Origin of the sequence: Flavobacterium celericrescens, from assembly GCF_011392075.1 — a bacterium.
Taxonomy (GTDB): Bacteria; Bacteroidota; Bacteroidia; order Flavobacteriales; family Flavobacteriaceae; genus Flavobacterium; species Flavobacterium celericrescens.
Map to the genome: position 1 here is coordinate 201,394 of NZ_JAAJBV010000003.1, position 15,794 is coordinate 217,187.

A 15,794-nucleotide genomic window follows, 5' to 3' on the forward strand; every position below is an offset into this window, starting at 1 on the left:
GATTATCTTTGCATCATGCGAATAGATATTATTACCGTTTTACCAGAATTAATGCGAAGTCCATTTGAGGCTTCGATTATGAAACGTGCCATAGAAAAAGAATTGGTTGAAGTGCATTTTCACAATTTAAGAGATTATACAACTAACAAGCAAAAAAGTGTTGATGATTACCAATTTGGTGGTGGAGCTGGCATGGTAATGATGGTACAACCCATAGATGCTTGTATATCAAAGTTGAAAAGCGAAAGAACCTATGACGAAATTATTTATATGACGCCAGATGGTGAAACTTTGAATCAAAAAATGGCCAACTCGATTTCGATGTATGAAAATATATTGATTTTATGTGGACATTATAAAGGTGTGGACCAAAGAGTTCGGGATATGCACATTACTCGAGAAATTTCAATTGGCGATTATGTTTTGAGTGGTGGCGAAATTGGTGCTATTGTGTTTTGCGACGCAATCATCCGCTTGATTCCTGGTGTATTAAGTGATGAAACTTCTGCTTTAACAGATAGTTTTCAAGATAATTTATTATCACCACCTATTTATACCCGTCCAGCCGATTATAATGGTTGGAAAGTCCCAGAAATATTATTGAGCGGAAATTTTCCAAAAATAGAAAAATGGCGAGAAGATATGGCGTATGAACATACAAAAAACAGAAGACCAGACTTACTAGAAGAGTAAAATTATATTTTTGATGAAATTAATTAGCTATAAATTGTTAATTATTAATTTATTTTTATAATTTTGCACCCACTTTGAATCAACCTCTGGCGATAGACGTATATGTTGCTTTGAATCAAACTTTTATATTTTAAACTATGTCAAATTTAGTTGATTTCGTTAATAACGAATTTGTTGCAAAAAAAGATTTCCCAGAATTTGGTGCTGGTGATACTATCACTGTGTACTATGAAATTAAAGAGGGTGAAAAAACTAGAACTCAGTTCTTCAAAGGAGTTGTAATCCAAAGAAGAGGTGCTGGAGCGACTGAAACTTTTACAATTCGTAAAATGTCTGGTTCTGTTGGTGTTGAGCGTATCTTCCCAGTAAACTTACCAGCTTTACAAAAAATTGAAGTTAACCAAAGAGGTAAAGTTCGTAGAGCTCGTATCTATTACTTTAGAGACCTTACTGGTAAAAAAGCTAAAATTAAAGAAAGAAGATACAAAAACTAATCTTACCTTTCTCAAGTATAAAAAATCCCGCAATTGCGGGATTTTTTGTTTTATGAAATAAAAAAAGCGGAAATTACTTCCGCTTTTTTTATTATATATTTAATTTAAAAAACAAACATTGCTCTTTCGCTCATTAAATCATTAACTTCTTCCGCAACTTGTTCTAAAACAGCTTCATCAGTATGATTCATTAAAACTTTATCAATTAAAGCTACAACAGTCTCCATATCTTCTTCCACTAAACCACGTGTTGTGATAGCTGGAGTTCCCACACGAATACCCGAAGTAACAAATGGTGATTTATCATCAAACGGCACCATGTTTTTATTTACAGTAATTTCAGCTTTTACCAATGCATTTTCTGCATCTTTACCTGAAATTCCTTTATTTCTTAAATCGATTAACATCATGTGATTATCAGTACCACCAGAAATTAATTTGTATCCTCTTCTGTTAAATGCTTCTGCCATTGCCTGTGCATTTTTCTTCACCTGCATCGCATAACGGAAAAACTCATCCGTCAAACATTCTCCAAACGCCACCGCTTTAGCAGCAATAATATGCATCAAAGGTCCACCTTGATTTCCTGGAAAAACCGACATATCTAAAACATGCGACATCATTCTGATTTCTCCTTTCGGAGTAGTTAATCCCCATGGGTTTTCAAAATCTTTCCCCATCATAATCATTCCTCCTCTTGGACCTCTTAAAGTCTTGTGAGTTGTAGTAGTTACAATATGACAATGTGGAATTGGATCATTCAATAAACCTTTAGCAATTAATCCTGCTGGGTGCGAAATATCCGCTAATAACAAAGCTCCAACGCTATCTGCAATTTCTCTGAAACGTTTAAAATCCATATCACGAGAATAAGCTGAAGCTCCTGCGATAATCATTTTTGGTTTGCTAGCTGTAGCAATTTCTTGGATTTTATCGTAATTTAAAACACCTGTCTCCTCTTCTACTCCATAAAAAACAGGATTATATAATTTTCCAGAAAAGTTAACTGGAGAACCATGCGTTAAGTGACCTCCGTGAGATAAATCAAATCCTAAAATAGTATCACCTGGTTTTAAACAAGCTGCAAAAACTGCTGTATTCGCCTGAGAACCTGAGTGAGGTTGTACGTTAACATATTCAGCACCAAACAAAGCTTTTGCTCTGTCAATTGCAATTTGTTCTACAATATCTACTACTTCACATCCTCCGTAATATCTTTTACCAGGATATCCTTCAGCGTATTTGTTGGTTAAACATGAACCTGCCGCTTCCATTACTTGGTCGCTAACAAAGTTTTCAGAAGCAATTAATTCAATTCCGTGAATTTGTCTATCTTGTTCGTCAAGAATTAGGTCAAAAATTTGTTCGTCGCGTTGCATTGCAATAAATATTCGTTAAAATTAGGTCAAAATTACGAAAAAGGTTTGTTACATTGCTAGATAATTTTATATTTGATTCATAATTTTTCAACAACAAACTAACAATATAAATATGCCAAATATAGCAAACGATCCAAATAGAAAATCGTGGATTCCAGTTCCTGAAAATAGCGACTTCCCGATTCAAAACATTCCTTTTGGTGTTTTCATTACAAAAGAAGATGTAATCACTATTGGAACAAGAATTGGAAACTGCGCCATCGATATGGGTGCTTTACAACAATTAGGTTATTTTGAGGGTATCGATTTAACAGACGACATGTTCATGCAAGACACATTGAATGATTTTATTTCTGACGGAAAAAAAACATGGCGTTTAGTACGAAATCGCTTAGCTGAACTTTTTGATGAAACCAATCCCAAATTAAGAGATAACAAATCTCATAGAGAAGTTATTATTTTTAAAGTAGAAGACATTGAGATGCTTTTACCTGTTCAGATTGGAGATTATACTGATTTTTACAGTTCAAAAGAACATGCTACCAACGTAGGAAAAATGTTCCGTGACCCAGAAAATGCATTATTACCAAACTGGTTACATATTCCTGTAGGTTATCATGGAAGAAGTTCTACTATTGTTCCTTCAGGAATTCCGGTACACAGACCTTATGGACAAACCTTACCAAATGGAGAAACAACACCAGTTTTTGGTCCATCAAGATTAGTGGATTTTGAATTAGAAACTGCTTTTATCACTACTGATGCAAATTTAATGGGAGAACCAATTCCTGTGGAGGAAGCAGAAGAACATATTTTTGGAATGGTTTTATTTAACGATTGGAGTGCGCGTGATATTCAAAAATGGGAATATGTGCCACTTGGACCATTCTTAGCAAAAAACTTTGCCTCATCAATTTCACCTTGGATTGTAACAATGGATGCTTTAGAGCCTTTTAGAACAAAAGGCCCTGAACAATCACCAGAACCTTTACCTTATTTAAAGCAAAAAGGTGAAAAAGCATTTGATATTAATTTAGAAGTAGCCATTCAGCCTGAAAATGCGGAAGAAACTGTGGTTTCTCGTTCCAACTTTAAATACATGTATTGGTCAATGGCACAACAATTGGCACATCATACTATTAATGGTTGTAGAGTAAACTCAGGCGACATGATGGGAAGTGGAACCATTTCTGGTTCAACAGAAGATTCATTCGGTTCAATGTTAGAACTAACTTGGGGCGGACAAAAACCGTTGAAAATGAATGATGGTTCTGAACGCAAATTTATCAATGACAATGACACTGTAATTATTAGAGGATTTTGTCAAAAAGACAATATTAGAGTTGGATTTGGCGAAGTCTCTAGTAAGTTATTACCTGCTATAAATTTGAAGTTCTAACATTTTAGAATACTAAAAATTACGTTTTTAGCATTTTATTGGTTTAAAAATATGAAATTAATAATTCAATCGATTTCGTTTGCAATTACTTAACATTTAATGTGAATTTCTTATCTTTGTGACCGCATTTTTTTAACAAACAAAACAACAAACCTAGCAATATGGCAAAAATTAAAGTAGCTAATCCTGTAGTAGAATTGGATGGCGATGAAATGACACGAATTATATGGAGCTTTATTAAAGAGCAATTAATTCTTCCTTATTTAGATTTAGACATTAAATATTATGATTTAGGAATTGAAAGTAGAGAAGCTACTAAAGACCAAATCACAATTGATTCAGCTGAAGCAATCAAAAAATACAATGTAGGTATCAAATGTGCTACCATTACTCCAGATGAAGAAAGAGTAAAAGAATTTAACCTTTCTGAAATGTGGAAATCACCAAACGGAACTATCCGTAATATAGTTGGTGGAACTGTTTTCCGTGAGCCAATTATCATGAGTAACGTACCTCGTTATGTACAAGGATGGACTAAACCAATCGTTATTGGTCGTCATGCTTTTGGTGATCAATACAAAGCTACTGATAAAGTAATTAAAGGAAAAGGAACCTTGACAATGTCATTTACAAACGAAGCTGGTGAAACTACTTCTTGGAACGTTTATGATTTTAAAGGTGATGGTGTAGCAATGTCTATGTACAACACTGATGAAAGTATTTACGGATTTGCACATTCTTCTTTTCAAATGGCATTAACTAAAAAATGGCCATTATATCTTTCTACAAAAAATACAATTTTAAAAGCTTACGACGGAAGATTCAAAGATATTTTTGAAGAAGTATATCAACAACATTATAAAGCTGACTTTGAGGCTAATGGAATGACTTACGAACACAGGCTTATTGATGACATGGTTGCTTCGGCAATGAAATGGAATGGAGGATTTGTTTGGGCTTGTAAAAACTATGATGGAGACGTTCAATCTGACACAGTAGCACAAGGTTTTGGTTCATTAGGATTAATGACTTCTGTATTAGTAACTCCAGATGGAAAAACGGTTGAGGCAGAAGCTGCACACGGAACAGTTACACGTCACTACCGTCAACACCAACAAGGAAAGAAAACATCAACAAATCCAATTGCATCTATTTTTGCTTGGACTAGAGGTTTAGAACACAGAGGAAAACTAGACGGAAATCAAGAATTAATTGATTTTTGTAATAAATTAGAACAAGTTTGTATCGAAACTGTTGAAAGTGGTAAAATGACTAAAGATTTAGCAATGTTAGTAAAACCAGAAGGTTTAACAGATGCTGATTATTTAACTACTGAAGATTTCCTTCAAACATTAAAAGTAAATTTAGATAAGAAATTAGCTTAATTTATACAACATAAAAAAGCGTTCCAAATTGGAACGCTTTTTTATTTATTCTCCATTTTTGTCTTCTTCTCGAACTACAACAATAGTTGCTTTTATTCCTGTAGTTAAATTCCACTCATTAGAAGTAATTAGATTTCCAGCATCATCATACACACTAAACGCGGCTGTATTAGGACCAGAAGTTCCTTGGTTTAAAGCTTCAAAATCTAATTTATTAAAGCCATTTGTAATATCTACATAATATTCTTTTACACTTGCTTCTAATAAAATTTCTGGAATAATAGTTTTATCATTCAACATTAATTTTACTCGATCACCATCAGGATATTCATGGTCCCTACAAACTATTTTTACATATTTTGATTTACTCTTAAATTCTCCTAAAAACTGATTACTTCTATATTCAGGTTTAATGGCTTTGTCTTGATTATTTAACTTGTTTTTTAATTCTTCACCTGGATTTTTAAAATCCGTTTTTTCAGCCAAAACACTTTCCTGACCTTTTTCTTTTTTAAGGATCGAATATCTTTTTAAATAAGAATCATCTTTATCCAAAATACTTTTATATGGTAAAGTAATTGTATTGGATTTGGTTTCTGTTTTTACTGGTTCATCCCAATTTAATTTTAACTTAGGTGATTTAAAAGGCGTATCATTCTGTGCAGAGACAAACAACGAAGAAAATAGCGTTACCGTTAAAAATATTTTGAAATACATATTCAATAATTACTTTAAAATGTAAAATTATAATATAAATTGAGTTTTAAATATAAATTAACATAAGTTTTAAAACATTTGCCAACAATAATCGTCAAATTTGTAATTCAATTTTCATGCCTAAATTATGCGCAAATACTTACAATTCCTTCTTATAATAGCAATAACAACAATCAGTTATTCTCAAGAAAAAGTAACTCTAAGTGGTAATGTTTCTGATGCTAAAAATAACGAAACACTAATTGGAGTTTCTGTAGTGATTCCAATGTTAAAAATAGGCACATTCACTAACGAATATGGGTTTTATTCGCTAACAATTCCAAAAGGAACATATGAAATTGAAATTAGCTCAATTGGTTATGAAACACAAACCATTATAATAAACTTAAACGAAAACACCAAGCAAAACATATCGCTCTCAGAATCTACACAACAATTAGATGAAATTGTTATTACGGACAACCCCTATAAAACAAACATCCGAAAGCCTGAAATGAGTGTAAACAAAATAGCTATCAGTACAATTAAACAAATGCCTGTAGTCTTAGGAGAAGTTGATATTTTAAAATCAATTACAACACTTCCAGGAGTTACAAATGCAGGTGAAGGACAATCTGGTTTTAATGTTAGAGGTGGTGCAGCTGACCAAAATTTAATTCTTTTAGACGAGGCTACTGTTTATAATTCATCACACTTATTTGGTTTTTTCTCCGTGTTTAATGCAGATGCCATTAAAGATTTAAAATTATACAAAGGCGGTATTCCAGCACGATTTGGTGGTCGTGCAGCTTCTGTATTAGACATTTATCAAAAAGAAGGAAATAGCAATAATTTTAATTTATCGGGTGGGATTGGATTAATTTCTAGTAGAATCATGGCTGAAGGTCCTATAGTGAAAGAAAAAGGTTCATTTTTAGTAGCTGGAAGAAGCTCATATGCACATTTGTTTTTGAAATTATCAAACAATGATAATTCGGCATATTTTTATGATTTGAATACCAAATTAAGTTACAAATTGAGTGAAAACAACAATTTATATCTTTCAGGCTATTTTGGAAGAGATGTTTTTAGTTTGAATAATAGTTTTGTAAACACTTATGGCAATACAGTTGTTAATTTGCGTTGGAACCATTTATTTAATGATAAGTTATTTTCAAATTTATCAATGATTTATAGCGATTATTATTATGGATTAACATTAGATTTTGTTGGATTTAATTGGGATAGTGGCATAAAAAATTATAATCTGAAATATGATTTTAAACATTATGTAAACAACAAAACAAAATTGTTTTATGGTGTTAATGCTATTTACTATGATTTTAATCCTGGTAAAATCGAACCTACTAATAGTTCTTCAGGAATTAATCCTGACCAATTGGATAAAAAATATGCTTTTGAACCAGCTGTCTATTTAGACTTTGAACAACAACTTTCGGATAAATTATCGATTAATTATGGTGTGCGCTACAGCTTATTTTATCGTTTAGGAAATCAAGAAATTAACACGTATGCAAATAATCAAGCAGTTGTTTTCAATACAGAGCAACAAATCTATGAAAAAGCCACTCCAATAGGAACAATAAATTATGGCAAAAATGAAACTATTGCTGACTTTAATAATCTAGAACCTAGATTCTCCGTAGCTTATCTTTTAGATGATAATCAATCCATTAAAATGAGTTACAATAGAATGACGCAATATTTACATTTAATTTCAAATACACAATCTCCTACCCCATTAGATGTTTGGGCTCCAAGTGATAACTATTTGAAACCTCAAATATTAGATCAATTAGCGATTGGATACTTTAAAGAATTGAACAATGGAAAATATACTTTAGAAGTTGAATCTTTTTATAAAAAAATTAAAAACAGATTAGATTATATTGACGGAGCCGATCTAATTGCAAATAATGCTATTGAACAAGTAGTTTTAAATGGAAAAGCAAGAGCTTATGGTTTAGAAATATTATTTCGCAAAAATGAAGGCAAATTAAACGGTTGGATCTCCTATACTCTATCGCGTTCAGAACAACAAACACCTGGCAGGAATAGCTCAGAATCTGGAATAAACAATGGTGAATGGTACAAAACCGGATGGGATAAACTTCACAATTTATCAATTACAGGAATGTATAAATTAAATGAAAAATGGAGTTTTAGTAGTATTTTTTCTTTGCAATCAGGGCAACCTGTAACCTATCCAAACGGACAATATGAATACCAAGGCATCACAATTCCTAGTTATGGTTTACGAAACGAAAATAGACTTCCAACATATCATCGTTTAGATGTTTCTGCAACGCTAAATCCAACTAAAAACAAAAACAGAAATTGGCAAGGCGAATGGGTATTTGGTATTTATAATTTGTATAGCCGAAAAAACGCTGCTTCAATAAGTTTTAGACAAAATCAAGATTCTGGAAATAACGAAGCAATTCGTTTATCAATCTTCGGAATTGTACCAAGTGTGACGTATAACTTTAAATTTTAAAAACATGAAAACCATATATAAAATACTTGTTTTACTATTTACGCTATCCTTTTTTTCTTGTGAAGATGTGGTAGATATTAATTTAGACACTGCGCCACCAAAATTAGTAATTGACGCTTCAATCAAATGGGAAAAGGGAACTGCTGGAAACGAACAAACTATTAAACTTACCACAACAACAGATTACTATTCAAATACTATCCCTGTCGTATCGGGAGCAACTGTTTTTGTTACAGATGGAAATGCAATCCAGTATGATTTTACAGAAACACTAGGAACTGGTAATTATGTATGTACTAATTTTAACCCAGAAATCAATCAAACTTATGTCTTAACAGTTATCTATAATGGACAAATTTATACTGCAACTGAGCAATTAATTGGAGTTCCTACTATTGATTCTGTATCACAAAATAATAATGGCGGTTTTACTGGTGACGAAATTGAAGTGAAATTTTATTTTCAAGATAATGGATTAGCAAATAATTTTTATTTAATTCAATTCAATTCTTCTTTTACAACATTACCTGAATACGATGTGATTGATGATGAGTTTTTTCAGGGCAATCAAATGTTTGGTTTGTACACAAATGAAGACATGAAAGCTGCTGATGAATTACAATTTACCTTACATGGTGTGTCTGAACGTTATTATAATTACATGAATATATTACTAGGAATTGCAGGTGGCAATGGTGGTAGTCCTTTTCAAACACCTCCAGCAACTGTAAGAGGAAACATCATAAATCAAACTAATTTTGATAACTTTGCTTTAGGCTATTTCAGATTATCGGAGACTGATAGCGAAACATATACTGTTCAATAATAAACTAACTTTTAACCTATTCTAGTTATATGTCATCACATCACATTGTACGAGACGATCAAGAACCCGCTTTAATTATTGCTAATGGAGCTTCGTGCAGTGAAGAATTAATGGGACAATTATTAGAATGGTCACCATTAGTAATTGTATTAGATTCTGCCATTGAACGAGTTTTTGAATTAGGTATTAAGGTTGATGTTTTGTTAGGAGATTTCGACAGAGGTTTTAATCCAGAATATTATTTAGAACAACAATATCCTTTAACAATTGTTAGAACACCAAATCAAGATAAAACCGATTTAGAAAAAGCCTTTGATTACCTAATCGAAAAAGGACATAAAGCAGTAAATGTCATTTGGGCAACCGGAAAAAGAGCTGATCATACCATAACTAATATTACCAATATCGTTAGCTATCGTAACCAATTAAAAATTGTTATTTTAGACGATCATTCGAAGGTATTTTTATTACCAAATAAATACGACAAATGGTACACAGCAAACACTACTTTGTCATTAATTCCAATTGGAAAAGTTAGTGGAATAACAACAAAAAATCTTTTCTATTCCTTAAATAACGAAGAATTAACCATTGGATATCGAACAGGAAGTAGTAATCACGTTATAGAAGATGGAGTCGTAAGTATTTCACACCAAGAAGGGGATTTATTATTAATGGAATGCTGGGACTAATCGTGAAATAGTTTGCTGAAATAAAGTAAATTCCTTACATTTGATATAGAGCAAAGAACAAATGAAGAGCAAACCTATTGTAACTGAAAAAACAAATTTACATCCAAGAAATCCGCATCGATTTAGATATAATTTTGAAAAGCTTATTAATGTATTACCAGAATTAAAATTTTTCATTATTTCCAATGAAAATAATTCAGAGCCAACAATTGATTTTAGTAATTCAGAAGCTGTAAAAGCCTTAAATAAAGCACTATTAATTTCGGAATATAACATTCAAGATTGGGATATTCCTAAAAACTATTTGTGTCCTCCAATTCCAGGCAGAGCTGATTATATACACTATCTAGCAGATTTATTAGCAGATTCTAATAACGGAATTATTCCAAAAGGAGAACATATCTTAGGTTTAGACATCGGTATTGGAGCAAATTGCATCTATCCTATTCTTGGGAATTCAAGTTACAATTGGAGTTTTGTAGGAGCAGATATTGACGAAAATGCAATTCAGAATTGTAAAAAAATCATCGGTCAAAATCCGAAATTAATTGAAACAATTAGCCTACAATTGCAAACTGAACCACGTTATATTTTTAAAAACATCATTCTTCCAGAAGACAAATTCACTTTCACGATTTGTAATCCTCCTTTTCATTCTTCGGAAGAAGCCGCTTCAAAAGCTAATACAAGGAAAGTAAACAATCTTGTAACAAATGAAAAAAAGTTAAACTTTGGCGGTCAAAATGCTGAATTATGGTGCACTGGAGGAGAAATTGGATTCATTACACAAATGATTTATGAAAGTGTCAAATACCCTCTGCAATGTTTTTGGTTTACCACATTGGTTTCAAAAAAAGACAATCTGAAAACAATTTATAAAACATTAAATAAAGTAGGTGCTGTTACCATTAAAACCGTCGAAATGGCACAAGGTCAAAAACGAAGTAGATTTGTTGCTTGGACTTTTTTAAGCCAAAAACAGCAAAACGAATGGAACTTAAACAACGATTAAATAAAAAGCCAGAAATTAATTTCTGGCTTTTCTATTTTATTGAATAACAATTTTCTTTCGAATTGTTTTCGTTTTTGTTTCTAAATTTGCTAGATATATACCTTTAGGCAAATTATTAACACCTACTTTTTCAATTTGACTAGTTGATGAAACACTTTTTTCTAAAACAACTTTTCCATTAATATCAATTAAATAAAATCTACAACTTTCGTCTGTTAATGTACCCATATTGACATTAAAAAAATCATTTGTAGGATTTGGAAAAAAACTAACTTGAAAATCTTCATTATAACTATTTTCACTTAATGTTGTTGAAGCTACAGCAAAATGCAACATGGCACCGGTAGCAGCTTTAGCCACATTAAACACATAAACTGGATCCATATTAATTAACAAATCTGTTGCAGAATGACCATGTGTTGTTTCATTAGTTTCATAAAACCCTGTAATTACTTCATTATTATCTTCAAATGGCATATAATCAGAAGCATATGCATAAGATAAAAGTGTATTTAAAGGAGAATATAATCCAACACAAGTAATCAATTCATTTGTTTTTGTGGTTGATGCTGCATTATTTGTACTCGGATTTCCTGTATCTCTCTCACAAGTAATCGTATTATTTGTCATTCCTGCTACACCTCCAACTTGATCAATATTAAAAACTAATTTAATATTCAATTTTGGAGTTGTCGAATTTACTACAGAACTTACATAATGTTGACTTCCTATTAAACCATCTTCTTCACCACTAAAATTAATAAACTTTACTGAATACTCAGTTGGTACACTTTGTAATAATCTAGCCACTTCTAAAATAGTTGACACACCACTTCCATTATCATTAGTTCCACTACCATTCAACGAATCATAGTGACCACAAATAATTACATAAGTATTTGGATAAACTGTTCCTACTTTAGTAACTATCAAATTTTTACACGTGTAAGCTCCATTTGTGAATGGATCTTCAACTATTTGACTTGCTGTATAACCATAACTTAAATATTTGCTTTTTAACCAATTTAAGGTATTGTCAAGTGCTACTGTACCTCTACGTTTAACACCTAAAGCTTCAAACTCTGTTAAATTAGTAGTTATATTTGTTTGTGATGTTTGTGCAACAATATTTGCATACGATTGAATAAAAGTTTGTGAAAAAGAATAATTCACAAACACAAGAAATGCTATAACAAAGCCTTTTGCTAATTTCATATGTTAAATTTTAATAGTTTTGGGACAACTAGATAGACAAATATATAAATTCTTCTTTTAAAAAGGAACTTCTTATTAACTTTGTAACTTTACATTTTTCAACTTTGCTCGCTAAATAAATGAAATTCCAAGTCGTATCCGATTATAAACCAACAGGTGACCAACCACAAGCTATTGAAAAACTTTCAAAAGGCATTTTGAATGGTGAAAAATATCAAACTTTATTAGGTGTTACGGGTTCTGGAAAAACATTTACAGTAGCAAATGTGGTACAAGAAGTGCAAAAACCTACTTTAGTTTTAGCACATAACAAAACACTTGCAGCACAGTTATATTCTGAATTCAAGCAGTTTTTTCCAAATAATTCGGTGCAATATTTCGTTTCTTACTACGATTATTATCAGCCAGAAGCTTTTATTCCAGTTACTGGAACTTATATTGAAAAGGATTTATCGATTAATGATGAATTAGAAAAACTACGTTTAAGCACTACTTCCGCCCTACTTTCAGGTCGAAGAGATATTATTGTGATTTCTTCTGTTTCTTGTTTATACGGAATTGGAAATCCAGTTGAGTTTCAGAAAAACGTAATCAATTTAGAAACTAATCAGCAAATTTCTCGAACCAAATTACTGCATCAATTAGTTCAAAGTTTATATTCAAGAACTGAAGCCGAATTTGCACCTGGAAACTTCAGAATTAAAGGCGACATTGTGGAAATTTTTCCAAGCTATGGAGATGAACCTTTCCGAATTCACTTTTTTGGAGATGAAATTGAAGAAATTGAAGCTTTTGATGTACGAACAGCTCAGGTTTTAGAGCGTTATGAAAAACTAACTGTTTATCCTGCAAATATGTTTGTGACTTCGCCTGATGTGTTGCAAAACGCCATTTGGGCTATCCAACAAGATTTGGTTAAACAAGTAGATTATTTCAAAGAAATAGGAAAACATTTAGAAGCCAAACGATTAGAAGAACGAACCAATTTCGATTTAGAAATGATTCGCGAATTGGGTTATTGTTCTGGAATTGAAAACTATTCTCGCTATTTAGATGGAAGAGAACCCGGCACTCGCCCATTTTGTTTATTAGATTATTTTCCAGATGACTTTTTAATGGTAGTTGATGAAAGTCACGTTACCATTTCGCAAGTACATGCTATGTATGGTGGCGATAGAAGTCGTAAAGAAAACTTGGTAGAATATGGTTTTAGATTACCAGCGGCAATGGATAATCGTCCGTTAAAGTTTGAAGAATTTGAAGCACTACAAAACCAAGTAGTTTATGTTTCGGCAACTCCTGCTGATTACGAATTGCAAAAATCGGAAGGAGTTTATGTAGAACAAGTTATTCGCCCAACAGGTTTACTTGACCCTATTATTGAAGTGCGACCAAGTGCCAACCAAATTGATGATTTAATTGAAGAAATTCAGTTGCGATGTGAAGCTGACGAACGTGTTTTAGTTACTACTTTAACCAAAAGAATGGCAGAAGAATTAGCTAAATATTTAACCAAAGTAGCGATTCGCTGTCGTTATATTCATTCCGATGTAGATACTTTGGAACGAGTTGAAATCATGCAAGATTTACGAAAAGGAATTTTTGATGTGCTTATTGGTGTCAATTTACTTCGTGAAGGTTTGGATTTACCCGAAGTTTCGTTAGTTGCTATTTTAGATGCAGATAAAGAAGGTTTTTTACGAAGCCATCGATCATTAACACAAACTGTTGGTCGTGCTGCTCGTAATGTAAACGGAAAAGCAATCATGTATGCAGATAAAATTACCGCTTCAATGCAAAAAACCATTGATGAAACCACTTATCGAAGAGAAAAACAAACTCGTTACAATACTGAAAATAACTTACAACCTAAAGCCTTAAATAAAAGTTTAGGAAGCGCATTAAGTGGAAATTCTGTTTCAACTGGTTATTTTGAAAAAGAAGCTTTAAAAGCAGCTGAACCAGAAAGTTTATATTTAAGTAAGCCTGAAATCGAGAAAAAAATCAGAGATTTACGCAAAATGATGGAAAAAGCGGCTAAAGAATTGGACTTCATGCAAGCTGCAAAATTGCGTGATGAAATTAAAATATTACAAGATAAATTATAAAAAAATGAAAAACTACAAAAAATTATTTTCAATCTTTCTTACTACCTTATTTATAGTTTCTTGTTCAAAAGATGACTCTATACCAACAGTTGAAGAACCTACTGGATATACACAATATGGTACACCTTTTTCGCAAGTTCCAGCCACAGAAGATATGATTGTTTACGAGGTAAATATTCGGTCATTTAGTGCAAACGGAGATCTCCAAAGTGTTATTAATCGATTAGACAATATTAAATCATTAGGAGTAAATACAATATGGTTAATGCCAATTTATCCCGTAGGAGCTGTCAATTCAGTTAATTCGCCTTATTGCGTAAAAAATTATAAAGAAGTAGCTACAGAATATGGAAATTTAACAACGCTGAGAAACTTAACAACTCAAGCGCATCAAAAAGGAATGACTGTAATTTTGGATTGGGTCGCAAATCATACTTCTTGGGATAATCCATGGATAACTACCCATTCAGATTGGTATACTAAAAATTCATCAGGACAAATTATTCATCCAGCAGGAACCAATTGGACAGATGTTGCGGATTTAAATTTCGGGAATCAAGAGATGCGATTAGCCATGATTGATGCAATGAAATACTGGGTTTTAGAAGCCAACATTGATGGATTTCGCTGTGATTATGCTGATGGTGTTCCTTTTGATTTTTGGCAACAAGCAATTACGAATTTAAACACTATTCCTAATAGAGATTTAATCTTCTTAGCAGAAGGAAATAGAAATGATCATTTTACGGCTGGATTTGATATGAATTACGCATGGGATTTTTATGCAAAATCTAAAGCTATTTGGAACGGAGAAAGTGCAGCTAATTTATATACTACAAATACAACAGAATATACTAATGTCCCTTCTGGAAAGCACAAAATAAGATTTACTACTAATCACGATGAATCAGCATGGGACGCAACTCCAATGACTTTATTTAATGGAAAAAATGGTGCTTTAGCAGCTTCTGTAGCAACAATCTTTATGAATGGAGTTCCATTGTTTTATACGGGTCAGGAAGTTGGAAGATTAAATACTGTTTCCTTCTTTAACAGCACACCTATTGATTGGAATACAAACCCAGATATGCTGTTGGCTTATCAAAACATGATGACTTTCTATAAAAATTCAAATGCTTCAAAAAAAGGAATGATAACTACATACCCTTCAAATGATATTCTTTGTTTTCAAAAAGTATATAACAGTGAAAATGTTTTAATATTTGTAAATACTAGAAACACTCCAATAACGTTTTTGTTGCCAACTGGATTACAAAATACAAATTGGAATGAAGCTATGACTAATGGAACCTATTCGTTAAGTACGTCAATAAATTTGAGTGCTTACCAATATTTAATTTTAAAAAACTAATATAT

Annotated in this window: 13 protein-coding genes; 10 read left to right on the plus strand and 3 right to left on the minus strand. The window is 32.1% G+C overall.

The genetic code is table 11. The features are described from left to right. Nucleotides 1–15 precede the first annotated feature (15 nt). The gene (gene trmD, locus G4L40_RS05785) at nt 16–693 is read left to right on the plus strand and encodes a tRNA (guanosine(37)-N1)-methyltransferase TrmD (RefSeq protein ID WP_166236229.1); all 678 of its coding nucleotides are present in this window, start codon (nt 16–18) and stop codon (nt 691–693) included. 137 nt (nt 694–830) lie between these two features. Then, nucleotides 831–1,187, plus strand: coding sequence for a 50S ribosomal protein L19 (gene rplS / locus G4L40_RS05790; protein ID WP_166236230.1), 357 nt, complete (start codon nt 831–833; stop codon nt 1,185–1,187). A 104-nt stretch (nt 1,188–1,291) separates the two neighbouring features. Here the strand turns inward: rplS and glyA are convergent, their stop codons facing one another. Continuing rightward, complete coding sequence (gene glyA, locus G4L40_RS05795; protein WP_166236232.1) at nt 1,292–2,566, minus strand: serine hydroxymethyltransferase; 1,275 nt, start codon at nt 2,564–2,566, stop codon at nt 1,292–1,294. A 112-nt stretch (nt 2,567–2,678) separates the two neighbouring features. Between glyA and fahA the strand changes: the two genes are divergently transcribed. Beyond that, nucleotides 2,679–3,965, plus strand: a complete 1,287-nt coding sequence (gene fahA, locus G4L40_RS05800) for a fumarylacetoacetase (RefSeq protein WP_166236233.1) — start codon at nt 2,679–2,681, stop codon at nt 3,963–3,965. A 161-nt stretch (nt 3,966–4,126) separates the two neighbouring features. Continuing rightward, a complete protein-coding gene (locus tag G4L40_RS05805) occupies nt 4,127–5,350 on the plus strand; it encodes an NADP-dependent isocitrate dehydrogenase (protein ID WP_166236235.1) in 1,224 nt (407 codons plus the stop codon). Between the two features lie 45 nt (nt 5,351–5,395). On the opposite strand, the gene G4L40_RS05810 is transcribed toward G4L40_RS05805, so the two are convergent. Then, nucleotides 5,396–6,067: a hypothetical protein gene (locus G4L40_RS05810; protein ID WP_166236237.1), complete on the minus strand. Its 672-nt coding sequence runs from the start codon at nt 6,065–6,067 to the stop codon at nt 5,396–5,398. A gap of 127 nt (nt 6,068–6,194) precedes the next feature. Here G4L40_RS05810 and G4L40_RS05815 point away from each other — a divergent pair, with 127 nt between their 5' ends. The 4 genes from G4L40_RS05815 (at nt 6,195) to rlmF (ending at nt 11,094) form a co-directional block, all read left to right on the plus strand. After that, nucleotides 6,195–8,564: a TonB-dependent receptor gene (locus G4L40_RS05815; protein ID WP_166236238.1), complete on the plus strand. Its 2,370-nt coding sequence runs from the start codon at nt 6,195–6,197 to the stop codon at nt 8,562–8,564. Between the two features lie 4 nt (nt 8,565–8,568). Continuing rightward, entirely contained in the window at nt 8,569–9,390 is an 822-nt protein-coding gene (locus tag G4L40_RS05820; protein WP_166236240.1) for a DUF4249 domain-containing protein, read from the plus strand. A gap of 29 nt (nt 9,391–9,419) precedes the next feature. Next, nucleotides 9,420–10,082: a thiamine diphosphokinase gene (locus G4L40_RS05825; protein ID WP_166236242.1), complete on the plus strand. Its 663-nt coding sequence runs from the start codon at nt 9,420–9,422 to the stop codon at nt 10,080–10,082. Between the two features lie 61 nt (nt 10,083–10,143). Further along, on the plus strand, nt 10,144–11,094 hold the full coding sequence (rlmF, locus tag G4L40_RS05830) for a 23S rRNA (adenine(1618)-N(6))-methyltransferase RlmF (protein WP_166236243.1): 951 nt from the start codon (nt 10,144–10,146) through the stop codon (nt 11,092–11,094). Nucleotides 11,095–11,130: 36 nt separating this feature from the next. On the opposite strand, the gene G4L40_RS05835 is transcribed toward rlmF, so the two are convergent. Next, the gene (locus tag G4L40_RS05835; RefSeq protein WP_166236245.1) at nt 11,131–12,309 is read right to left on the minus strand and encodes a M28 family peptidase; all 1,179 of its coding nucleotides are present in this window, start codon (nt 12,307–12,309) and stop codon (nt 11,131–11,133) included. A gap of 119 nt (nt 12,310–12,428) precedes the next feature. Between G4L40_RS05835 and uvrB the strand changes: the two genes are divergently transcribed. Together uvrB and G4L40_RS05845 are read left to right on the plus strand one after the other, a co-directional pair. Beyond that, the gene (gene uvrB / locus G4L40_RS05840) at nt 12,429–14,417 is read left to right on the plus strand and encodes an excinuclease ABC subunit UvrB (protein ID WP_166236247.1); all 1,989 of its coding nucleotides are present in this window, start codon (nt 12,429–12,431) and stop codon (nt 14,415–14,417) included. A gap of 4 nt (nt 14,418–14,421) precedes the next feature. Then, nucleotides 14,422–15,789, plus strand: a complete 1,368-nt coding sequence (locus G4L40_RS05845) for an alpha-amylase family glycosyl hydrolase (protein ID WP_166236249.1) — start codon at nt 14,422–14,424, stop codon at nt 15,787–15,789. Nucleotides 15,790–15,794 lie beyond the last annotated feature (5 nt).